At 62.1% G+C, this 22,386-nt stretch carries 23 protein-coding genes; 8 read left to right on the plus strand and 15 right to left on the minus strand.

Annotated elements, in window-relative coordinates; genetic code table 11:
• The first annotated feature begins 151 nt into the window (after nucleotides 1-151).
• Nucleotides 152-811, plus strand: coding sequence for a response regulator transcription factor (locus tag G8767_RS14860; RefSeq protein WP_166810581.1), 660 nt, complete (start codon nucleotides 152-154; stop codon nucleotides 809-811).
• Between the two features lie 7 nt (nucleotides 812-818).
• Here G8767_RS14860 and G8767_RS14865 read toward each other — a convergent pair whose 3' ends face one another.
• A complete protein-coding gene (locus G8767_RS14865; RefSeq protein WP_166810582.1) occupies nucleotides 819-1,259 on the minus strand; it encodes a hypothetical protein in 441 nt (146 codons plus the stop codon).
• A gap of 308 nt (nucleotides 1,260-1,567) precedes the next feature.
• On the opposite strand from G8767_RS14865, the gene G8767_RS14870 reads away from it, so the two are divergent.
• The 4 genes from G8767_RS14870 (at nucleotide 1,568) to G8767_RS14885 (ending at nucleotide 5,255) form a co-directional block, all read left to right on the plus strand.
• Nucleotides 1,568-3,193, plus strand: coding sequence for an NAD(P)/FAD-dependent oxidoreductase (locus G8767_RS14870; RefSeq protein WP_166810583.1), 1,626 nt, complete (start codon nucleotides 1,568-1,570; stop codon nucleotides 3,191-3,193).
• Nucleotides 3,190-3,987: a mycofactocin-coupled SDR family oxidoreductase gene (locus G8767_RS14875; protein ID WP_166810584.1), complete on the plus strand. Its 798-nt coding sequence runs from the start codon at nucleotides 3,190-3,192 to the stop codon at nucleotides 3,985-3,987. Before G8767_RS14870 ends, G8767_RS14875 begins: the two co-directional genes overlap by 4 nt.
• A gap of 4 nt (nucleotides 3,988-3,991) precedes the next feature.
• Nucleotides 3,992-4,822, plus strand: a complete 831-nt coding sequence (locus tag G8767_RS14880; RefSeq protein WP_029538560.1) for a mycofactocin-coupled SDR family oxidoreductase — start codon at nucleotides 3,992-3,994, stop codon at nucleotides 4,820-4,822.
• 130 nt (nucleotides 4,823-4,952) lie between these two features.
• Nucleotides 4,953-5,255 (plus strand): hypothetical protein, encoded by a 303-nt coding sequence (locus tag G8767_RS14885; RefSeq protein ID WP_166810585.1) that lies wholly within the window; start codon nucleotides 4,953-4,955, stop codon nucleotides 5,253-5,255.
• Nucleotides 5,256-5,452: 197 nt separating this feature from the next.
• On the opposite strand, the gene G8767_RS14890 is transcribed toward G8767_RS14885, so the two are convergent.
• The gene (locus G8767_RS14890; protein WP_166810586.1) at nucleotides 5,453-6,103 is read right to left on the minus strand and encodes a hypothetical protein; all 651 of its coding nucleotides are present in this window, start codon (nucleotides 6,101-6,103) and stop codon (nucleotides 5,453-5,455) included.
• 170 nt (nucleotides 6,104-6,273) lie between these two features.
• On the opposite strand from G8767_RS14890, the gene G8767_RS14895 reads away from it, so the two are divergent.
• Entirely contained in the window at nucleotides 6,274-7,260 is a 987-nt protein-coding gene (locus tag G8767_RS14895) for a tellurite resistance/C4-dicarboxylate transporter family protein (protein ID WP_166810587.1), read from the plus strand.
• Here the strand turns inward: G8767_RS14895 and narI are convergent.
• The 6 genes from narI to G8767_RS14925 all read right to left on the minus strand — a co-directional run bounded on the left by narI (nucleotide 7,234) and on the right by G8767_RS14925 (nucleotide 15,183).
• The gene (narI, locus tag G8767_RS14900; protein ID WP_019749403.1) at nucleotides 7,234-7,965 is read right to left on the minus strand and encodes a respiratory nitrate reductase subunit gamma; all 732 of its coding nucleotides are present in this window, start codon (nucleotides 7,963-7,965) and stop codon (nucleotides 7,234-7,236) included. The genes G8767_RS14895 and narI overlap by 27 nt on opposite strands.
• A gap of 1 nt (nucleotide 7,966) precedes the next feature.
• A complete protein-coding gene (gene narJ / locus G8767_RS14905) occupies nucleotides 7,967-8,638 on the minus strand; it encodes a nitrate reductase molybdenum cofactor assembly chaperone (RefSeq protein ID WP_166810588.1) in 672 nt (223 codons plus the stop codon).
• Nucleotides 8,635-10,293 (minus strand): nitrate reductase subunit beta, encoded by a 1,659-nt coding sequence (narH, locus tag G8767_RS14910; RefSeq protein WP_019749405.1) that lies wholly within the window; start codon nucleotides 10,291-10,293, stop codon nucleotides 8,635-8,637. The genes narJ and narH overlap by 4 nt, the downstream gene beginning before the upstream one ends.
• Entirely contained in the window at nucleotides 10,293-13,970 is a 3,678-nt protein-coding gene (locus G8767_RS14915; protein ID WP_166810589.1) for a nitrate reductase subunit alpha, read from the minus strand. Before G8767_RS14915 ends, narH begins: the two co-directional genes overlap by 1 nt.
• A 170-nt stretch (nucleotides 13,971-14,140) precedes the next feature.
• Nucleotides 14,141-14,752 carry a uridine kinase gene (locus G8767_RS14920; protein WP_124567328.1) on the minus strand — a complete coding sequence of 204 codons (612 nt, stop codon included), beginning with the start codon at nucleotides 14,750-14,752 and terminating at the stop codon, nucleotides 14,141-14,143.
• Nucleotides 14,749-15,183 (minus strand): nucleotidyltransferase domain-containing protein, encoded by a 435-nt coding sequence (locus tag G8767_RS14925; protein ID WP_166810590.1) that lies wholly within the window; start codon nucleotides 15,181-15,183, stop codon nucleotides 14,749-14,751. The genes G8767_RS14920 and G8767_RS14925 overlap by 4 nt, the downstream gene beginning before the upstream one ends.
• Nucleotides 15,184-15,302: 119 nt before the next feature.
• Between G8767_RS14925 and G8767_RS14930 the strand changes: the two genes are divergently transcribed.
• Complete coding sequence (locus tag G8767_RS14930) at nucleotides 15,303-15,788, plus strand: flavodoxin family protein (RefSeq protein WP_019749410.1); 486 nt, start codon at nucleotides 15,303-15,305, stop codon at nucleotides 15,786-15,788.
• On the opposite strand, the gene G8767_RS14935 is transcribed toward G8767_RS14930, so the two are convergent.
• The 3 genes from G8767_RS14935 to G8767_RS14945 form a co-directional block, all read right to left on the minus strand.
• A complete protein-coding gene (locus G8767_RS14935; protein ID WP_019749411.1) occupies nucleotides 15,761-16,006 on the minus strand; it encodes a hypothetical protein in 246 nt (81 codons plus the stop codon). The two genes, G8767_RS14930 and G8767_RS14935, sit on opposite strands and share 28 nt — an antisense overlap.
• A complete protein-coding gene (locus G8767_RS14940; RefSeq protein ID WP_095972459.1) occupies nucleotides 16,006-16,392 on the minus strand; it encodes a nuclear transport factor 2 family protein in 387 nt (128 codons plus the stop codon). Before G8767_RS14940 ends, G8767_RS14935 begins: the two co-directional genes overlap by 1 nt.
• A gap of 112 nt (nucleotides 16,393-16,504) precedes the next feature.
• Nucleotides 16,505-17,005: a flavin reductase family protein gene (locus tag G8767_RS14945; protein WP_019749413.1), complete on the minus strand. Its 501-nt coding sequence runs from the start codon at nucleotides 17,003-17,005 to the stop codon at nucleotides 16,505-16,507.
• A 226-nt stretch (nucleotides 17,006-17,231) separates the two neighbouring features.
• On the opposite strand from G8767_RS14945, the gene G8767_RS14950 reads away from it, so the two are divergent.
• A complete protein-coding gene (locus G8767_RS14950; RefSeq protein WP_019749414.1) occupies nucleotides 17,232-17,933 on the plus strand; it encodes a PadR family transcriptional regulator in 702 nt (233 codons plus the stop codon).
• A 1-nt stretch (nucleotide 17,934) separates the two neighbouring features.
• On the opposite strand, the gene G8767_RS14955 is transcribed toward G8767_RS14950, so the two are convergent.
• The 4 genes from G8767_RS14955 to G8767_RS14970 form a co-directional block, all read right to left on the minus strand.
• Nucleotides 17,935-18,717 (minus strand): IclR family transcriptional regulator, encoded by a 783-nt coding sequence (locus G8767_RS14955; protein WP_206029392.1) that lies wholly within the window; start codon nucleotides 18,715-18,717, stop codon nucleotides 17,935-17,937.
• A gap of 192 nt (nucleotides 18,718-18,909) precedes the next feature.
• Nucleotides 18,910-19,821, minus strand: coding sequence for a biphenyl-2,3-diol 1,2-dioxygenase (gene bphC, locus G8767_RS14960; RefSeq protein WP_019749416.1), 912 nt, complete (start codon nucleotides 19,819-19,821; stop codon nucleotides 18,910-18,912).
• 39 nt (nucleotides 19,822-19,860) lie between these two features.
• Entirely contained in the window at nucleotides 19,861-21,042 is a 1,182-nt protein-coding gene (locus G8767_RS14965; RefSeq protein WP_019749417.1) for an acyl-CoA dehydrogenase family protein, read from the minus strand.
• Nucleotides 21,043-21,093: 51 nt separating this feature from the next.
• Nucleotides 21,094-22,290 carry a Rieske 2Fe-2S domain-containing protein gene (locus G8767_RS14970; protein ID WP_166810591.1) on the minus strand — a complete coding sequence of 399 codons (1,197 nt, stop codon included), beginning with the start codon at nucleotides 22,288-22,290 and terminating at the stop codon, nucleotides 21,094-21,096.
• Nucleotides 22,291-22,386 lie beyond the last annotated feature (96 nt).

Below are 22,386 nucleotides of genomic sequence, written 5' to 3' on the forward strand. Positions count from 1 at the left end.
GGTTGCCGTTCTCGGCGATGAATCAATCTTGTCGCGAATGAGTGCTGCTGTATGTCCGCCGACGGGGCCGCGGCGGGGTTGAATCGTCTGTCCCCCGATCGGGGGAGGCGCAAGTGCTCGCATTGCTGATACGGGCGTGAGAAAGTGAGCAATGCGAGAAGGCACGAAGCCGGTGGTCGGCAAGGTTTCCGTGGTGGTCGGCGACGATCACCCGCTGTTCCGTGAGGGCGTGGTTCGGGCTCTGACCGGCAGTGACAGCATCGACGTCCTGGGCGAGGCCGACGACGGCGCAGCAGCGCTCGCAATGATCCGCGAACTACGCCCGAAGGTGGCGCTGCTCGATTTCCGGATGCCGCACCTGGACGGAACTCAGGTCGCCGCCGCAGTGGCCAGAGACGAGCTTCCGACCAGGGTGCTACTGCTCAGCGCTCACGACGAGTCGTCCGTCGTCTATCAGGCTCTGCAAGCCGGCGCTGCCGGGTTCCTGCCGAAGGAATCCACTCGCGCCGAGATCGTGAGCGCCGTACTCGACTGTGCCGCGGGCCGAGACGTGTTGCCGCCCAGCATCGCCGCCGGATTGGTGGGGGAGGTCCGGCGTCGCAGTGAACCTTCCGGTCCGACGCTCAGTGCCCGCGAACGTGAGGTTCTCGGATTGATCGCGCAGGGCGCAAGCATCCCGGCCATCGCCGCACAGCTCTTTCTCGCGCCCTCCACTGTCAAGACCCACGTACAGCGCCTCTACGAGAAACTCGGAGTCAACGATCGAGGCGCCGCCGTCGCCGCTGCGATGCGACAGGGTCTGTTGGAGTGAGCAAGCGTCACCGGATCACGTAGGTGACATTCATGGCCGGGTAACCCGAGGTCATCGTCACCGTGACGTCGTGGCCGTCGGTGGCGTACGTACCGCCGACATCTGCCCTGGTCTTCGAATTGGTGGCACTGAAGACGAACACTCCACCGTCGTCGGAGCGGTACGTGAGCACGATGGGGAAGTCGTTCTGGTTCTTACTGGTAGCGACTACGTTGACGTTCGTGTTGGGGAGGATGTAATCCGCCGGCGGGACGACCCAGTCGCCGTTCGGATTGGACGCGTCGACCAGATACAGGGCCCCGCGACCCGAATTGCTGATCATCGCCGTCGTGACAGATGTGTCGGTTATCGACTTCACCGTGTTCGCACCGGCGGCGCGGGCAACCAGAGCTGCCATGCTGAGGCCGGAGAAGGAAATTGCTTCGGGTCGAATTGTGTTGGTGCTCATCATGTTCTCCTCGATTTGTCGGTCTCGGTGACCGTGTGTTTCGGTGATGAGACAACTATGGCCCCCAATTCCCTTCAGGTCTGTCCGCCTACCGGTCCCAGTGCCGGACGACATCGGTGTCCTCCGATCGGTGGACAAACCCGCCTCGCCCGACCGCCCGCCCACCCAGTGTCATGGGGTGGAGGCTCCGCCCACCCAGTGTCATGGGGTGGAGGCTCCGCCCACCCAGTGTCATGGGGTGGAGGCTCCGCCCACCCAGCGGGAGAACCCGTTCCTCTACCAACCAACCCACTCGTAGCGTGACCACCATGACCGATCCTGACTTCTCCACCGCACCACTCGACGTCGTAGTCATCGGCGCCGGCGTCGCCGGCATGTACGCCATGCACCGACTTCGCGAGCAGGGGTTGCGTGTCCACGGCTTCGAAGCGGGCTCCGGAGTGGGCGGCACGTGGTATTTCAACCGCTACCCGGGCGCACGCTGCGACGTCGAGAGTTTCGACTACTCCTACTCGTTCTCCGAAGAGCTGCAACAGGAGTGGGACTGGAGCGAGAAGTACGCCGCGCAACCGGAGATCCTGTCCTACCTCGATCACGTTGCCGATCGTTTCGACCTACGCAGTGGGTTCACGTTCGATACCCGTGTTCAGAGCGCACAGTTCGACGAGGCTTCGTCGACGTGGCGAGTGCGCACCGACGGTGGTCATGACGTCACCTCACGCTTCGTGGTGTGCGCCACTGGCAGCCTCTCGACCGCGAACATTCCGAACATTGCAGGTCGGGAGACTTTCGGCGGTGAGGTCTTCCACACCGGCTTCTGGCCGCACGAGGGCGTCGATTTCACCGGCAAGCGAGTGGGAGTGATTGGTACCGGATCGTCGGGCATCCAGTCCGTTCCCTTGATCGCCGAGCAAGCCGAGCACCTCTTCGTGTTCCAGCGGTCCGCGAATTACAGTGTGCCGGCGGGAAACACGCCGCTCGACGACAAGCGGCGCGCCGAGATCAAGGCCGACTACGCCGAGCGTCGAGCACTGTCCAAGCGCAGCGGCGGTGGATCACCGTTCGTCTCGGACCCTCGCAGTGCGCTCGAGGTGTCCGAGGCCGAGAGAAACGCGGCCTACGAAGAGCGGTGGAAGCTCGGCGGTGTCCTGTTCGCCAAAACCTTCGCCGACCAGACCAGCAACATCGACGCCAACGCAACGGCAGCAGCGTTTGCCGAGGCCAAGATCAGATCGGTGGTCGAAGATCAGGCCATCGCAGACTTGCTGATCCCGAACGATCATCCCATCGGGACCAAGCGGATCGTGACGGACACCGACTACTACCAGAGCTACAACCGCGACAACGTGAGCCTGGTCGATCTCAAGAGTGCACCGATCGAGGCAATCGACGAGGCCGGGATCAAGACGGCCGACGCCCACTACGAACTCGACGCATTGGTGTTCGCCACCGGTTTCGATGCGATGACCGGGGCACTCGATCGCATCGAGATCCGTGGCCGCAGCGGCGAGACCTTGCGAGAGAACTGGCATGCGGGTCCGCGAACCTATCTGGGATTGGGAGTGCACGGCTTCCCGAACCTGTTCATCGTCACCGGACCCGGTAGCCCGAGTGTGCTGTCGAACATGATCCTCGCTGCCGAGCAGCACGTCGACTGGATCGCCGGCGCGATCGACCATCTCGATTCCAACGGCATCGACACCATCGAGCCGAGCGCCGAAGCCGTGGACACCTGGCTCGAGGAGTGCTCGCGTCGGGCGTCGGCAACATTGTTTCCATCCGCGAACTCCTGGTACATGGGAGCCAACATCCCGGGAAAGCCGAGGATCTTCATGCCCTTCATCGGAGGCTTCGGTGTCTACTCCGACATCTGTGCAGACGTGGCAGCAGCGGGATACCGAGGCTTCGAGCTGAACAGCGCGGTGCACGCATGAGTCGTCTCGAGGGCAGGCGGGTGCTCGTAACGGGTGCTGCCGGCGGAATGGGACGTTCACACTGCGAGCGGCTCGCCGAAGAAGGCGCGTCCGTGATCGCGTTGGACGTCGAACAAGCACAATCGGGGTTGGCGGAAACCGCTCAGGCAGTGCGTGATCGAGGCGGTGTCGCGGTCACCGGTGTGGCGGACATTCGGGACTTCGACGGCTTGGCCGCAGTAGTGGCCGAGTGCGTTACCGAACTCGGGGGTCTGGACGTCGTGGTCGCCAACGCCGGCGTCTACGACACACCCGGACCGTCGTGGACCATCGAACCGGCAGTGTGGAACCGATCGCTGGACGTCAATCTCACCGGGGCGTGGCACACCGTCAAGGCCTGTGTTCCGCACTTCGGCGACGGTGGATCCGTCGTTCTGGTCAGCTCGACCGCCGGAATCAAAGGTATTGCCGGAGCAGGTCATTACAGCGCCGCCAAGCACGCTGTGGTGGGTCTGGCCAGAACGCTGGCCAACGAGTTGGGGGCGGAGGGCGTTCGCGTCAACTCCGTGCATCCGGGTTCGGTACGTACCCCGATGATCATCAACGAGCGAGTGTTCGCGAACCTGTGCCCGGACATCGAGAATCCCACCGAAGCAGATGCTGCTGCAGTACTGAGCGCACGCAACCTGTTGCCCGTTCCCTGGGTCGATCCGGTGGATGTCAGCAATGCCGTCCTGTTTCTCGCATCCGCGGAGTCCCGTTACATGACCGGCTGTCAGTTGGTCGTCGACGCCGGCCTGACCCAGAAAGTGTGAATTGATGACTTCTCGATTGGAAGGCAAGATCGCGCTGATCACGGGTGCGGCTCGGGGAATCGGGCGGGCTCAGGCCGTGCGTTTTGCCGAAGAGGGCGCGGACATCATCGCGGTCGACGTGTGCACGTCGGTGGAAACGACAGTCACGCCGCCCGCAACAGAGGCCGATCTCGACGAGACCGTTGCGCAGATCCGGGCGATGGGGCGAAAGGTCGAATCTGCGGTAGTGGACGTTCGGGATCTCGAGGCACTACGCAGTGCGGTCGACGCGGGGGTCGAAGCGCTCGGCGGACTCGACATCGTGTGCGCTACAGCCGGTATCACGTCCTCCGACGCGGCACTGACCATGTCGGAAACGATGTGGCAGACCATGCTGGACGTGAACCTGACCGGGGTGTGGCACACCACGACGGTCGCGGCTCCGCACTTGATCGAGCGAGGTGGGGGATCGATGACTCTCACGAGCTCCATCGCCGGACTTCGGGGGCTGGTCGGGGTTGCGCATTACACCGCAGCCAAGCACGGTGTAGTCGGTCTGATGCGTTCGCTGGCAAAGGAACTGGCGCCGTACAACGTGCGGGTCAACACGGTCCATCCCACCAACGTCGACACCCCGATGATTCAGAACCCGTTGGTGCGCGGCAAGTTCCGCCCCGATCTCGAGAACCCGACGCGGGAGGAATTCGCTGCGGCCGCGATGACGATGAACATGCTCGCCATTCCGTGGATCGAACCGGTGGACGTAGCGAACGCTGCTCTATTCCTGTCTTCCGACGAGGCCCGCTACATCACGTCGGTCGCCCTGCCGGTGGATGCGGGTAGTTCATCCCGCTGAAGTTCTGAACAACAGAAGTTCTGAACAACAGAAGTTCTGAACAGCTGAAGTTTTGAATAGCGGAGTTATGTCACGCTGAGATCTGCCACGGTGTGTAGCGTCGGGTTCAACTGACCGAAAGGCGCACACCGTGGCGGAACGACGCTATCTGGAAGTTACCGTCGGGACCAACATCGTCATGGTCCTCGACCACCGCACGGTGGAGGTCTTCGACCGCACCGCTGCGAGCACGAGCGAAGTGGCTCGCTGGCATGTCGAACACATTGCGGTGAAGGCGAAACCGTCGAAGTCGGGACTGAAGCTCACCATTGGAAACCGGCTCGCCGACGACTCCATCGCGGTAGCGGGTCCACGGGCGTCAATGACGGTCCCGCCGGAGAATGAAGCCGCCGTCATCGCGTTCTTCGACGAGGTCAAGGCCGCTCGTGCGTGACTCAGTCCTTCGCAGCGCTGCACGTGCGCGCCTCGTTGTAGCGTCGCACGCTCGTTTCCACTGTCTCGGCAACGCGATTCAGAGTTGTGGGCATGGAGATTCAGTGTCGCGGGGATGAAATCGTACGGTGATCGCGAGCCGGAATCCTGACATCCAGGCGTTATTGCCGGCAGTTTCGAGGTTGTCGGCTTGGGGAATCATGCGGTCCAGGTTTTGAGGTGCTTGGCGGCGGTGCCGTTGTTGCCGAGCTGGTAGATGCTGATTGCGGAAGGTGAGAAGGAAAGCGGGTCGAAGGGTTCGGCCTCGATAGTCGTCAGATCGCTCAGCCTGGCCATTCCGACGGTGATGTGGGCGAGGAAGTTTGCTCCGCTGTGTTCGGGAACGTAACGGTCGATGTAATCGACCGTTTGCTCGTTGATGTCGGGTTCGGTTTCCGTGCGCACATATGCTTGGGCGGTGCCGCCGTTTTCGGTGAAGGGGCGGATCGTTTCGATGAGATTCGCTTGGAAGTCGAGGATCTCCGGTCCGGGTGTCGCGATGATCGCTGCAAGCCCGGCGTCGGGAGAATCGTTGACGTCCATGTGTGCCAGGCTCACGGCGGTCAACCTGAGCGCGCTCAGATCCACCTTCTCCAGCAGCAGCTGTACCTCTTCGAAGACGCGGCCGAGGTCGCCGGTGCGCACGTATCGCTGAAGCACCGTGATGTGGGGACGGTGATTCTCGTCGAGAGCGAATCCTGGGGGTGACGGGATGCTTGTGAGCATGAAGTCATTGATCGACTTTGCCCGTGCGAGCATCGCTCCATCGGGTTCGAGGAGAATGTCGATGGCCGTCAGGTTGTTACTCATGAATCCGTCCTTCCGTCAACGGTTGATCTCGTCGGCACCGGGTGTCGTCTCGTCGATCGAAGGATACTGGGCGGACAATGTCAGCGGCGGTGAACGATTCGGGGCGGACCAATTCGAATTGCCGGGTCGAAATCACCGCACCCGGCTGCACCGTCACGCATCATGGATGTGTGTCCGGCGATCACCGCGCTAGATCGACAGCAGGCCGCACGCTCGAGGTCATCCCTCCGGGCGCGGGAGCGGCCGCGATGTCCTCTGGAATCGTGTCCGTAGCGTTGCATCTGATCGGGCTCGAGGCGTTTTCGCTGGTATGGCTGGTGATCGGGACGGCAATCTGGCTCGTTCTCACTGTGGTGTTCGCATCGAGGTTGGTCGATGATCGAGCACGGTGGATCGACGAGGCGGATACCCCTCCGGCACTCACGGGCGTAGCGGCGACGACAGTCCTGGGCACGCGATTCGCCCTGTTCGATTGGAGTCTTGTCGGATTCACTGCGCTCGCGATCGCAGTGCTCGCGTGGATCGTGCTCATACCGGCGGTGATTCGACACTGGACTTCGCCGACCGTCGGCGTGCATTTTCTGTTGTGTGTGGCCACCCAGGGCCTGGCTGTGTTGGGAGCAACGCTGGCGGCCACAACCACGGCGCATTGGATCGCGATTCCGTCGGCCGTTGCTTTCGTCCTCGGCCTGGCGTTCTATGTCCTGGTGCTCGTCAGGTTCTCGTTCAACCAGCTCCGCGTCGGTGCCGGAGATCATTGGGTCTTCGGTGGGGCGCTGGCGATTTCGACGCTTGCGGCCGGAAAACTGTCCGCAGCAGCGCAGGCTGTCGGTTGGCCGCAAGGACTGCATCATTTCTGCCAATGGTTGAGCGTGGGGCTCATGGTCATCGTGCTCGGATGTTATGCGGTGTTGCTTGTCTGCGAATTGGTCTGGCCGCGACTCGACTACGACGTCAGACGCTGGTCGACCGCGTTCCCGATGGGCATGACCTCGGCCGCGTCACTGACCGTTGCAGCGACGGCGTCAGCTACCTGGTTGAAGCCGGTAGGTGAAGTGTTGGTGTGGCCGGCGGTAGCGCTGTGCACAGTCCTGCTGATCGCTTCGCTGCGACGATTGCGGGCGGTGAGTTCACCAACCCCGACGGTGGGGACGTGAGCCGACCAGCTCGTTCTTACGAGCGTCGTCGCGGCTGCGGTAGACGATGTACGGCCGAAACAGGTACGCGACCGGTGCACTGAAGACATGCACGAGGCGCGTGAACGGCCACAATGCGAACAGCACCATGGCAATCGAGACGTGGATGTGGAAATCGAGCGAGGCCTGAGCCATCAGGTCACCTCGGGGCTGCAGGATCCAGATCGAACGAAACCATGGGGAAACGGTTGTGCGGTAGTTGGTTTCCTCACCGAACGCACCGGAGCCGAGCACTGTTGTTGCCAGACCGGCGACGATTGCGGCGATCAGCACCACGTACATCAATTTGTCGTTCCACGTCGTTGCCATGAAGACGGGTCCGCGGGTGCGCCTGCGGTACACGAGAATCCCGGCTCCGACCAATGTGGAAACACCCGCAATCGAGCCCAGTACAAGGGCTTGCACGTGATAAACGTGCTCGCTCATCCCGATCGCGTCGGTCCACGACTGCGGTATCACCAACCCGATGAAGTGCCCGACGATCACGACCAGGATCCCGAAATGGAACAGTGGGCTGCCGATGCGGAGCAATCGGTGTTCGTACAATTGGGATGATCGTGTCGTCCAACCGAACTTGTCGTAGCGATAGCGCCACCACGTACCGATCACGAAGATCGCCAAGACCACGTACGGAACTACATCCCAATAGATTTCACCGGCAGACATCTCACGTCACTCCTTCACGGCGGGGTGGGACGGTCAAGGTGAAGAGTTCGAGTCCGACTGCTTCGGCCGGCGGACCCGACGCCGCTAGATGCTGGGCTCGAAGCACGTCCTGATTCGACACGGACGGCAGTGTTCCGCACACCGCCGCGAGAACCGGCGCGTACGGTGAGCTCGAGTCGGTCAGTGCAGACCAGATGGTCTCCAGCGGAACACGATGCGCTGAGAGCAGTTTCGATCCGGCTTCGGGATCGACGCATGCGGCGAACTCGAGTACGACGGTCAGGTGGTCTGCCGATTCGCTCTTCGGAGGCTCGACTCCGGCCCCGCGGTACGCGTCGGCGAACGACAATATCTCGCGCCCTCGATTGCGTGTATCGCCCGCAGTCCAGTACGTCAGGTAGAGGGTGCTGCGCCGCCGGAGGTCGAATGTCTCGACGTACTGTGTGGCCGCGACGTATTCGTCGCAGCCGCGCAGAAAGCGACAGGTCTCGGCGAGCTGATCTCGCGAATTCGGCGGCAGATGGCCGAGGATGTCCTCGACGACGCCGAGTCGCTCGCCTTGCCCCGCGTCGGGATAGGCCAACAGCAATCCGGCGGCATGCCACACCAGTCGGTGTTGCGCGACCGCGCTGCGGCGACCGCTTCTGCGATTGCCTCGGCCGAACCCGATCATCGACGCGCACCTCGATCGGGAAAGAGCCCAGTGGGTTTGCCCTTGCCGTCCCAGTTCAGGAGATTGACCCGGGACGGGTCAGCGGAGTTGGCGGACAATTCCTCCGTCGTCTGACGCTCACGCAAGGCGTGAAAGGTCTCGACTGCCACCGGGACCGGGCCACCGCTGGCCTCGCCGAACGGTCCGGACTCGTGCATACCGGGGCCGCCGTCGAAATCCAGAGCGCACTCGGTTGCCGTCTCCTCGAGTCTGTGCCCGTCGACCGCGTAGGCAGTGGGAATGATGTAGCGCTCCTCGTACTTGGCCAAAGCCAGAAGGCGGTACATCTCGTAGATGTCTTCCTCCGTCATTCCTACTGCCTCGGGGATATGGGGCTGAGGTTCACGTCCGAGGTTGATGTCGCGCATGTACGAACGCATCGCGGCCAGTCGTCGCAGAACTCCGTCGACGATGTCGGTATCGCCGGCCGTGAACAGTCCGGCCAGATATTCGATCGGAATCCGCAACGAGTCGAGAGCACCGAAAAGATTGCCGACGTCCTCCCCGTCGTGGCCGTCGCGGCTCACGGCATCGACCACGGGAGACAGGGGCGGGACGTACCAGACCATCGGCATGGTGCGAAACTCCGGATGAAGGGGCAGTGCGACGCGATAGTCCTTGATCAAAGCGTGGATGGGTGACCTCTGTGCCGCCTCGATCCACTCGTCCGAGATACCCTCTGCACGAGCACCTTCGACGACCTCGGGATCATTCGGATCCAGCAGGACATCGAGTTGAGCCTCGTACAGATCCTTCTCGTCGGGTACGGTCGCCGCCTCGAGTACCTTGTCGACGTCGTAGAAGATGAGGCCGATGTATCGCAAGCGGCCGACGCAGGTCTCCGCACACACGGTCGGCAGCCCCACTTCGACGCGCGGGTAGCAGAACGTGCATTTCTCGGCCTTGCCCGTCTTGTGGTTGAAATACACCTTCTTGTAAGGACATCCGGAGACACACATCCGCCAGCCGCGGCACTTGTCCTGGTCGACGAGAACGATCCCGTCTTCGGTTCGCTTGTACATCGCCCCTGACGGGCAGGATGCGACACACGACGGATTCAGGCAATGCTCACAGATCCGCGGTAGATAGAACATGAAGGTGTCTTCGAGTTGGAGTTTGACCTCCTCGTTGATCTTCTTCAGCACGGGGTCGTTCGGCACGATCTCAGGCGAACCGGCCAGATCGTCGTCCCAGTTCGCCGACCACTCCACCTTCATCGGTTTGCCGCTGATCAGGCTTCGTGGTGCTGCCACCGGCATGTGCTCGCCCAAGGGCGCCTGCGTGAGATTTTCGTAGTCGTACGTCCAGGGTTCGTAATAGTCTTCGATGGACGGCATTTTCGGATTCGCAAAGATGCGTGAGAGCTTCTTCAGTCGGCCACCGTCACGCAGGCGGAGTCGGCCGTTCTTGTCGCGGACCCAACCGCCGTTCCATTTCTCCTGATCCTCGTAGGTTCGCGGATAACCCTGCCCTGGTCGCGTTTCCACGTTGTTGAACCACACGTACTCTGTGCCGGATCGGTTGGTCCACGCCTGTTTACACGTCACCGAACAGGTGTGACAGCCGATGCACTTGTCCAGATTCATCACCATCGCCAGCTGCGCCATGACTCGCATCAGTACGTCACCTCCTGCGAGCGACGTCGTACGACCGTCACTTCGTCACGTTGATTTCCGGTCGGACCGAGGTAGTTGAAAGCAAACGACGTCTGTGCGTAACCGCCGGCGAGGTGGGAAGGTTTGATCAACAGTCTGGTCAGCGAATTGTGGATTCCGCCACGCTTTCCCGTCGTTTCGGTAAGTGGCACGTCGATGGTCCGCTCCTGAGCGTGATAGACGTACACCACCCCGTCCGGCATCCGGTGCGAGACGATCGCTCGACACACGACCACACCGTTGCGATTGACCGCTTCAACCCAGTCGTTGTCCGACACCGCGATCTTGTCAGCGTCTCCTGGGCTCATCCACATTGTCGGACCGCCACGCGAGAGCGAGAGCATGAACAGGTTGTCCTGGTACTCGGAATGGATGGACCACTTCGAGTGAGGGGTCAGATACCGGACGCTCAAACCGATTCCACCGTTCCGATCACCGAGCGCAGGCTCGCCGAAGAGGCTTGCCATGTCGAGCGGTGGCCGGTAGATCGGTAGCTGCTCGCCCAACTCCTCGATCCAGTCGTGATCGAGGTAGAAATGCATTCGACCGGTCAGGGTGTGGAAGGGTTTGAGTTCTTCGATGTTGACAGTGAATGGTGCGTATCGGCGACCACCGGTTTCACTACCGGACCATTCCGGACTGGTGATGACCGGAACCGGGCGAGCTTGAGTGTCGGCGAACGTGATTCGCCGTTCCTCGCTACCGGATGCCAGGTGAGTCAGTGGTCGACCAGTTCGCTTTTCCAGCTGGGCGAACCCTTCGACGGCCAATCGTCCGTTGGAGGTGCCGGACAGCGCCAGAATTGTCTCGGCCATCTTCTCGGCAGTGTCGAGCGCCGGTCGACCGGCGGCAACACCTGAATCGAAGACCCCGTGTTTGGCCGCCAACTCTTCAACTTCGCGTGTCGGATGCGTCGTGACGCCCTTGGTGGTGAGTCCGGCCTTTTCGACGAGTGGACCCAACGCAGCCCATTGTTCGGCGACTGCTGGGTAGTCTCGCTCGACGACTACGAGCGGGCCCATGGTCTTTCCCGGGACAGGTGTCTCGCCGCGAGCGCGCCAATCGTGTTCTTTGCCTGCACGATAGGCCATTGCGCCAGGTGTGTCGTGTTGGAGTGTGCCCATCACGACATCTCGGCGCTTCCCGAGGTGCTTGCGCGCCAGGACACTGAATGTCTTGGCGATGGAGCCGAAAGCGTCGAAATCGGAACGTGTTTCCCACGGCGGGTCGATGGCGGGGGTGAAAGCATGAATGAACGGGTGCATGTCCGTGCTCGACAGGTCGGCCTTCTCGTACCAGGTCGCGGCCGGCAGAACCACATCCGACAGCAAAGTGGTGGACGTCATCCGGAAGTCGATCGACATGAGCAGATCGAGTTTGCCCTCGGGGATGTCGTCGCTCCACGTCACTTCGCTCGGGCGCAGGTCTTCCGGTGTCGGCTCCGCCTGCAGATTCGAGTCCGTGCCGAGGAGGTGACGAAGGAAGTACTCGTTGCCTTTGCTCGACGAACCCAGAAGATTTGCCCGCCACACACTCAGAACCCGGGGCCAATTCTTGGGATTGTCTGGATCAGTGACCGCGAAATTGAGCTCTCCCGAAGCTAATTGGCTTGTGACGTGTTCGACGACATCGCGATCGTGAGTGTCTGCTTCGTCGGCGAGATCGAGACTGGAGCGATCGAACTGCGGGTAGAACGGCGTCCATCCCATCGACACGGCTGAGGTCAGCACGTCCATGGTGTGACGATCACGGAAATTGCCGCGGCCGGTGGGGCTGGACAAGGCGTCGGCCTGGTAGCCGTCGTATCGCCATTGGTCGGTGTGGACGTACCAGTAGGAGGTGCCGGCCATCTGGCGAGGCGGTCGGAGCCAATCGGTGCCCATCGCGACGGCTGTCCAGCCGGTGACAGGGCGGCACTTTTCCTGCCCGACGTAGTGCGCCCAACCCCCGCCGTTCCGGCCCATCGATCCGGTGAGTATCAGCAGGCTGAGGACAGCTCGATACGTCGCGTCGCCATGGAACCACTGACAGATCCCGGCACCCATGATGATCATCGAACGGCCACCCGAGTCGACGGCATTGGTGGCGAATTCACGCGCAATTCGAATCACCTGCGACGCACTGACACCCGTGATCGATTCCTGCCAGGCGGGGGTGTACGGCGCGCTCGCGTCGTCGAAGCCGGTGGGCCAGAGGCCGGGCAAACCGTCGCGCCGCACCCCGTACTGCGCGAGCATGAGGTCGAAGACAGTGCACACCAGACGGTCTCCGATGCGGCGCACCGGCACTCCCCGAATCATGCTCTCGCCGTGACCGTCTGGGGTGTCGAAACGAGGAAGATGGATTTCGGCGGTCTCGCCTCCGTCGGCGGCGACGGTCAATGCCGGTACCACGTCACCGAGATCGAGATTCCACTTCCCGACACCTTCGTCGCCGTAACGGAAGCCGAGTGAGCCGTTCGGTACGACCACGGTGTCGGTGACGCTGTCGACGAGAACCGGTTTGAACGCGGCGTTCTCACTCGATTCGCCGAGATCTGCGGCCGTCAGATTCTTTCCCGCGACCAGGCGCCCGTCGCGTTCCTCGACGGTGACGAGGAACGGCAGGTCGGTGAACTGCCGTACGTAGTCGACGAAGAACGGTTCGCTCTTCTCGACGAAGAAGTCGGAGAGGATGACGTGTCCCATCGCCATGGCCATCGCGCCGTCGGTCCCGGCGGCGCACGGCATCCACTCGTCCGCGAACTTGGTGTTGTCGGCGTAGTCAGGGCTGATCGAAACGACTTTGGTTCCGCGGTAGCGAACTTCGGCCATCCAGTGTGCATCGGGTGTGCGAGTCACCGGGACGTTCGATCCCCACATCATCAGATAGGACGCGTCCCACCAGTCCCCGGATTCCGGCACGTCGGTCTGATCGCCGAAAACCTGAGGTGAGGCGACCGGCAAGTCCGCGTACCAGTCGTAGAAGGACGTCATCACGCCACCGAGAAGTTCGATGAACCTCGATCCGGCAGCGAACGAAACCATGGACATCGCCGGAATCGGGGAGAAACCTGCAACGCGATCGGGGCCGTATTCCTTGATGGTGTGCACGTGCGCGGCCGCGATCATTTCGGTGGCTTCCGCCCACGTCACTCGTACCAATCCGCCTTTTCCCCTGGCCTGCTGGTACTTTCGGCGACGCTGCGGATCGGCTTGAATGTCAGCCCAGGCATCCACCGGATCGCCGAGTCGCGTTCGCGCCTCGCGGTACATCTCGACGAGCACGCCGCGTGCGTACGGGTACCGGACGCGGGTGGGGGAGTAGGTGTACCAGGAAAAGGCGGCCCCGCGTGGACACCCTCGCGGTTCGTATTCGGGCCGGTCAGGTCCCACCGTCGGATAATCGGTCTCCTGGGTCTCCCAGGTGATGATGCCGTCCTTGACGTAGATCTTCCACGAACACGAACCGGTGCAATTGACTCCGTGCGTCGACCGCACAACCTTGTCGTGACTCCAGCGATCCCGGTAGAAGATGTCGCCGTCGCGTCCCCCTCGACGATTCACAGTTCTGAGGTCGGCGGAGAACTCGCCAGGAGTGAAGAAGCGGCCGCCGCGAAGGAGAGCGTCTTCGGCCCTGCTGCCGATGTGTTCGACCACTGTGGCACTTCCTTCACATCCCCACGATCACCTCGAGTGATCGAGAATCTGACGAACGAGCATGCGTGTCCATAGAACCGTAAAAACGGACTTGTCGCGACCGTTCGGGAGAAGTCCCAGGCAGGGAGGGATGGCGAAATACGAGTATCGCTTGCGATCTTGACGCGGTACTAGGAGAGGATGCGCGGTAGGGCAGGGTCGGAGTTGTCGATGACGCAGTCCGCTCGGCTCCAGGGTCGTGCGGCCGCGAAGTAGAGCCGTTGGCCACCGACATATCTGTTCATCGACGGATGTTCCGGATCTGCGTTCGTTCCGTCGCGAAGGTGCATTCGCTGCGCGGTGACCTCGAAGGGCACGTCGAGGAAAATCGAGTAGTCCCATCTTTCGGCGAGTTCGTCACGATGCAGGAACAGGCCCTCGACGAGGACTATCGCTCCATCGGCTGCATGCAGGTACGCGGCGCTGTCCCGTCGTAGCAGGTACTCGCGGGTTCCTCCCGGTGTCAGTGGGTCGAGAACATGGCGTTCGAGGGCGTCGTAGTCGTAGCTGTCGAGCCAGAAGCCTTCCGGCGATTGCCGACCTCTGCGATGACGAATCTCCGGCGGATTGAGGAAGTCGTCGACGTGAATTACGATGACGGGGCGTGCATTCTGCTGTGCTGCAAGAGTTTTCGCGAATGTCGTCTTGCCGCTCCCATCGACACCGTCGATCGCGACGAGGGGAGAGCCGCGCAAGGCGGAGATTTCGGCGGCCAGGATTTCGAAGGCCGTCGCGGTGCTCATCGAGGAGTTCTTGCCGCGCCCGTGGCGACATCGAGAGGTCCCGTGTCGTACAGGATTCGGTGGCCGTCCGCGAGAACGCGTCGAGTGCCCTCGTCGAGGGGAACGTCCGCCCAGCTTTCGGTGGCGAAGTTCAGTTCGACGAGGAGCCCGGACCGCAGGCGGAGACGCCGCTCTCGGACCGGCCCCCAGTTCGCGGCGCCGACGAACCGCGCGTTGGGACGGATTTGCATGAACCAATCCCCGTTCACAACCGCGTCTGGATCTTCGGCCAGGATCATCAGATCGACATCACTCGCCATACGCTCCGCGCCGCGCGCGTAGGACCCGACCAGGGCTACAGCTTTGACGTCATCGTGCTCGGCGGCCCATCGTTCGACGTCGACGATCAACGCGTTCACCGCTCGTCTTCGCCCCTTCAATCGTGCTGACATGCCGGGTATCTTTCCTCACCAATGGGCAATCGATCCTATTCCTGCCCATATCCTTGGGGGAGTTCCGTGACCAACCCTGGGGAGAAAATGCATATGTCCACGACGAATGAAGGCAGTCGATGAAGGCAATCATCGTGTGCACCTCTGTCTCCCACGGCAATACGCGGCGGATCGCCGACGTCATCGCAGAGGTTCTCGATGCTCGCGTGGTCGAACCGGGCGAGATCGACTCCGCGGAGCTCGCCGGCTACGACCTCGTGGGCTTCGGGTCCGGAATCTATCTGCGCTCGTACCACGAAGATCTACGCTCGTTCATCGACTCGCTCGCCGTAGAACGACGATCCAAGGCTTTTGTCTTTGCTACCAGTGGATTTCCCGACAAGGGGATTCATCGCTTCTCGCGTCCGCTGGTTCAGCTGCTCGAACAGAAGGGCTTCGATGTGGTCGCCGCCTTCTCGTCCCGTGCGTGGGATACGTATTTTCCGTTCAAGCTGTTCGGCGGAATCCGCAAGGGGCGGCCGAACGCCGACGACCTGGAATCGGCGCGCACGTTCGCCGAAGTGCTACGCGGAAGCGTTCAGGACAGCTTGCCCGGCACTGGATAGCTGCGCAGGCTCATCTCGAGCTCTCCGGCGTCGGCGAGATCGTTGATCGTCTGGCGCAGAGCACCACACGTCCGTTGAGCGTTGGCACGGCCGTTCTCGCGCCCCAGTTCCGGGCACACCTCTTGCGACTCTTCGAGCCATTGGACGCTGGTGTGCGCGTCGCTGTACTTCTCCACCAGGACACGATTTCCGCAGTTGCGGCAACTGACCTGACGCATCAGCGTGCGATCAGATCGGCCGGTGACCAGAAGGCACGCATGCTCGTGATCTTGGCGTCCGCGTCGAAAGTCATGACGTCGATCGGTTCGACCTCGTAGATCTGGTCGCCGACCGGCGTGACGACGCGGAAGTGGAAGGCCGCGCTGGATCCGCTCACCCGCAGGGTCAGCAGTTCCGTCTCTTGCGAACCGCCCTCGAGAGCGCCGTAGAACTCGGTGATCGCTGCCTTGCCGACTCGGGGTTCACTGCCGACCGGGTCTTCGAGTGTCGCGTTCTCGGCGTAGAGGGCGGCGATGTCCGCCGACGATCCGCGAGCCACGGCATCGAGGTAGGTGGTAACCGTCGCCGTGATCGCGGCCGTGGTGTCTGGTTCGAGAGTGGTCATCGAGTTAGTCCGATCAGTCGAGAAGTTCAGGGTCTGACAACTACTTCGGACGCTATCGGTGCTGTCTCGATTCGGCGCCGGCATCTCCCACGCAGCGGGACAGCCTGAGCACTCAGGCGTCGAAGCGTCCGAACCCACCGCGGTAGAACAGAAGCGGACCGTCGTGGCGCAGCACGTTCAGATCGGTGATGCGTGCGACGACGATGGTGTGATCACCGGCGTCGTGCTCCTGCTCGACCGTTGCTTCGATGCGGGCGAGCGCGCCGCTCAGCGCCGGAGCGCCGTTGCCGGCGGCATCCCATTCGACGCCGAGGAACTTGTCCGTCCCGCCGCGTGCGAACGCCGAACACATGTCCTGCTGATCGTGTGCCAAGACGTTGATGCAGAGAGTCCCCGTTTCGCGAAGCTTCGGCCAACTCGTCGACGTCTTCGCCGGGCAGAAGGAGAGCAGCGGGGGATCGAGAGAGACCGAGACCAGAGACTGGCAGGTGAAGCCGAGGGGTGACTCTCCATCGTGAGCGGTGATGACGGTGACGCCGGTGCAGAAATTGCTCATCACGTTGCGAAGTGTGCGTCCGTCCAGAACTGGCGGCTCGGCGTTTTCCACGGTCATGTCGTCTCCTTGTTCAAACTCTGCAAACAGCTTCGGAAACAACGATGTGTGGCGGCGCGGCGGTAATCCAGCGGCAGTCCCACTCAATGGCAGCAATGGCTTCTCGGCACGGGTCCGGGCCGACCGAGTGCCAGGTGGAGGGGCCTCACGCAAATTTGATCCCGCTCAGCGGTCCGTTCGGATTCTACGAAACCAGCAAATCACCAGTGATTGTTAGACTTCGGGCATGTCCGAACCTGATGACGTGTCCCGAGGACTTCCCGCTACCAGCTGGGCAGTGCTCGGGATGCTGACGTTCGGGGAGGAACTGACCGGAAACGATTTGAAGAAGTGGGCCGACTGGAGTGTCGGCTTCTTCTACTGGAGCCCGTCCATCAGCCAGGTCTACGCAGAGCTGAAGAAGCTCGAAAGCATCGGATTCGTGGAGTCCCGGGTCGTCTCCGAGCCGGGGGTGCGGGGCAAGCGCCTCTACTCGATCACCCAGTCGGGAACTGACGCCGTCCGGACGTGGTCACGCGAGGCGCCGGTGGAAGTTCCGGTGCTCAAGCACGGCGTGATGTTGCGTCTGTGGATGGGACACCTCAACGAGCCTGAACGACTGAAGGCCCTGGTGGAAGCCCACATCGCCAATGTCGAAGAGCAGATTCGACGCGCGAAACTTCACGCAGATCATGCCGAGAACGAGCCGGCGTGGTCGTTCCCGGTCATGACACTGCGCTGGTCGGAACGGTACTTCCGCGCAGAGATCGAACTTGCTCGCGAACTACTCGAAGACATCGACCGTGCGTCCGCCGAGTTCGCGAACGTTGCCGAGCACGACCGACTGGGATCACCGTTGCCCTCGACACCCGGCAGATGGAAGAACGTCGAGGAATACGTGTTGGCACTCGAGCAGGCCGGGCTCACCGGCAACGGCTCGAATATCTGAGTCAGGCTCCGGCTGCGGTCGGCATGTTGCGCAACAGGTGACGACGCTGCAACGTCGGAGTGACACTCAGCGATCCGCCGTCGATGCCTCGCCAAATGGCAGCGGCTGCCATACGGACCGGCGCTGCGCTGACGTGGTCGAGGCGGAGGGCCTTCGACGGCGCGCAGATGGATACCGCGGCAACCGCGCGGCCGATGGGGCCGATCGGTGCCGCAAGACAGCTGAATCCCGGTAGGCCGTTTCCGGATTCGAATGCAACGCCTGACTCGCGGATTCTGGCGAGGTGGGGCAGTGCGTAACCCGAGGACTTCGGCGAACCGAACGCGAGCAGTGCCTGACCGATCGCAGTGGTCTCGGCGCGGCGTCGACCACCCACACGCGTCGGCACCGCGGCGGCGAGGCGTCCGCCGATCTTCTCCATGTAGACCACGTCGGGCCCGTCGAGGATGCCGAGGTGGACCACGAAACCGGTGACGCGGTAGAGCTCGTGAAGAAGCGGCATGGCTGCAGCGTGGAGGCGGTCCTGATGAACCGCGAGCGATCCCAGTTCGACGAGGCGCATACCGAGTTCGTAGTCGCGGCCGTCACGACGCAGCCAACGCATCGAGACGAGACGTTCGAGCATGCGGTGGGCAGACGAGCGGGGAAGGCCGGTGCTCCGAACGACCTGAGCGAGCGTCAACCTGCCGGGACCGTCGAAGGCGTCGAGAACCAGCGAGACGCGATCGAGAATTGCTGTCGGGGCCGAATCTCCGCCTAAAGCATCCACAGCCTGCAGTGTCATCGTGTACCTCACTTCTCTTAGAGCTCCACAACCAGTGAACTGGCTATTTCAATTAGAAATAGTGTCATAGAGTTTCGGATTTGTGAAGTGGATCACCGGTCTGTTTTCGGGCGCGTCATGGTGGAAACGACGAAGGGGGCTTGCGCGAGCATTCGCACAAGCCCCCTTCGTCGGTTTACTACCGGGCGGGTACTACATAGCTGCCAGTGGTTCGCTTCCGGACCAGTCGTGGCCCCAGTAGCTGTCAGCGGTGATCTCCTCGGAGGAGTACGAGTCCTGATCCACCTTCGCGCCCTCGGTGCCGAACTCGATGTCCCAGCCGCCGGGTGCGCGGACGTAGAAGGAGATCATCTTGTCGTTGGTGTGACGACCCAGGGTCGACGACACGGAGAATCCGTCCTTCATCACTCGGTCGAGTGCCTGGCCGACGGCGTCGAGGGTGTCCACCTCGACCATGATGTGAATCAGGCCAGGTGCGCCGCCGTGCGGTGCCGGGCACAGGGCCAAGCTGTGGTGACGCTCGTTGACGCCCATGAAACGGATTCGCAGCGGCCCGAATTCGGGCGGTGCCGGCAGACGGAACGCGCCGCGTGGGTAGAAGCCGAGCACCTCGGTGTAGAAGTCGAAGCTCGCGGCACTGTCCATCACCGGGAGCACGACGTGGCCGAGACCCTGTGAGCCGGTGACGAATCGAGCGCCGAAGGGCGTCACCACGGGGCTGTGGTCGAGGATCGCTCCGTGAAAGACCTCGATGGCTGCTCCACCGGGATCGGTGAAGGCGATGACCTCTTCGACCCGTCGAGCATCTGCTTCGGCAAGCGAAAGCTGCTCGACCTCGGTGCCGTTCTTCTCGAGGGCCTCCTGAACGCGGCGCAGTGCGGCGTGATCGGCGACCTCCCAACCGATGTTGACGATCTCGTCGCGCTCACCCTCGACGACGACGATGCGAGCAGCACGCTCGTCGAGTCGTAGGTAGAGGGCGTTCTCGTCCGGCCCACTGCCCTTGGCGAATCCGAGAACATCGAAAGCGAAAGTGCGCCAACGTGCCATGTCGTTGGTCGAGATCTTGACGTAGCCAAGTCCCTTGATGTCGGTGTGTGTCATCGTGTTCTGTTCCTGTCGATTTCTCGTGTCGAAGTCTGATCAGATCATCGCCCGCAGCGGACCCTGCGGATCTGCGCCGAGACGGCTCAGTGAGGCGGCGTGGAATACGGTGCCCGGAACGTGAATTGCGTGGTGCTGTCCCGCGTGAGCGTCGCGCCAGAATCGCTGGAGCGGCTTGTCCATCCGTAGTGCGTTGCCACCGCAACGCGGGTAGACCTGATCGATTGCATTGATTGCGCGCCAGGCGGCCTGCACCTGAGTCTGACGTCCCTCGGCGCGCTGCTCGAAAGTCACTTCCTTACCGGCGTCCACCCGATCCCACATGCGGTCGACGTTGGCAAGCAGGGTGTCGCGGGCGGCCCGGATGTCGGCAGTTGCCTGACCGATGGCAAACAAGGTGTACGGGTCGTCCTTGACCGCCGTGCCCTGCGCGTTGATGCGATCGGCCTGGTACTCGTTGGCGTGGAAGAGCATTCCCTCACAGATCCCGATCGTGGCGGCAGTGATGCCGAGAGGGAACATGTTCGACCACGGCATCAGGTACAGCGTCTCGGTGCGCCCGTACTTGCGTACTGCCGTTCCGTCGATGACCTCGTCGCAGTCCATGACGCGGTAATCCGGGACATAGGCATCCTTGACCACCAGGTCCTTGGAACCGGTGCCGCGAAGTCCCATGACATCCCACGAGTCTTCGATGATCTCGTAGTCGGTGCGCGGAATGATCACATGGAGCATGCGCGGCGGCATCTCCATGTTGCCGTCCTTGTCGCACGCCATCGCGCCGAGGAATGCCCAGTCGCAATGGTCGGTGCCGGAGGAGAACTGCCAGCGGCCGGAGAACTTGTAACCGCCGTCGGTCGGGATACACATTCCGCCGGGCATGTACGGCGAAGCCATCCAGGTATCGGGATCCGATCCCCAGATCTCCTGCTGCACCTTGGGATCCGCGAACGCAAGCTGCCACGGGTGAACTCCGACGATCCCGTGGACCCAGCCGGCCGAGGGATTGAGCGAAGCCATGCGCATGACGGTCTCGGCGAACTCGCGAGGGTGCGCTTCCATGCCGCCGTGTTCCTTGGGCTGCAGCATGCGGATGGAACCGATTGCCTTCATCTTCTTGGCGGTGTCGTCGGCCACCCGGCCGATCCGCTCGGCCTCGATACCTTCGGCGAAGATGTCGTCGGCCATCGCATTGATCTGTTCGAGCACTTCGTACGTCATGTTGTTCCTTGCATCCAGTCAGGTTGTTTCAGCAGTGCTTTCGACTGCGGATCAGGAGGTTGTCTCGAGCGCCTGGGCGTCACGTGCGGCAACGTTTTCGGCGACTTCCCGCTTCCAGCTCTCCACGGCGCGGGTGGTGTCGATCTCGAATTCGAAGCGCTTCGTCATGTCTTCCGTGACGTTCTCGACGTCGGTGTAGAACTGGTTGTACCAGCGCCGCAACTGGTAAACCGGGCCGTCCTCCTCGGAGAGCAGCGGGTTGTCGATCGGAGCCTTGTTCTTCCAGATCTCCACGTCCTGAAGGAATCCCATCTCGACGCCCTCGGTGAACTGCGCAGCCATCGCGGCAGTGGACTCGTCGTCCATACCGGGAAGTTTCTTGACCATCGCGCCGTACTGCAACACGAACGCATTGTTCGAGATGGGGTAGTGGCAATTGATCAAAACGGTTTCGATGATCTGCCCGTTGGCTTCACTCTTGATCCAGTCGATCATGTACGACGGACCGAAATACGAAGCATCCGAACGGAGCACAGCGTTGGGGTCGCCGTAGTTGGTGCCGCTGATGATGTCCTCACGTCCCACCGATTCCATGTACTGGCTCGCGACGTGACCTTCGAAGATGTTCTTGAAGTACTTGGGGAAGGAGTAGTGAACGTAGAAGAAGTGGGCCATGTCCACGACGTTGTCCACGATCTCGCGGCAATGAGAGCCTTCGATGGTGAGCGTGTTCCAGCTCCAGTCGCTCCACTCATCGCTTCCGAAGCCCTCGATGTCGGGAATCGTGACCTCGGCGGGCGGGGGATTTCCCTGGGGATCGTGCCAGACGAACAGCTGACCGTTCTTCTCGAGTGTGGTCCACGCCCGCGTCTTGGCCAGCGGCGGAACGCGTCGTGCGTAGGGGATCGCCGTACATTTTCCGTTACCGCCCCAACGCCAGTCGTGGAACGGGCAGGCGATCGAATCGCCCTTGACGGTTCCATGGGCGAGGTTGCCACCCATGTGGCGGCAGTAGGCGTCGAGAATCTTGATGTCGCCCTTGCTGTCGGCGAAGACGACAAGGCTGGTGCCGAATGCCTCGATCTGGTGGGGCTGACCGTCGCGATAGGTCCTACTGAGTCCGAGGCAGTGCCATCCACGTGCGAACCGCGCGGGAGGCGCTGCCGCTTCGATTTCTCGAATTTCCTCGCCGGCGCCCGACTGCGTCGGGGCGTCCGTAGTGGTGAGTGGGCCGGTTCCGAGTGCCATGTCTTCCTCCGAGCCGCGTCTTGCGACGCTCCAGTGATGTGATCCGTCTCATACAACGACGAAGCGTCCGCTGGAGATACGGCAGTTCCCGCTGGA

It is taken from the genome of Rhodococcus sp. IC4_135, assembly GCF_011602025.1.
Lineage (GTDB): Bacteria > Actinomycetota > Actinomycetes > Mycobacteriales > Mycobacteriaceae > Rhodococcus_F > Rhodococcus_F baikonurensis.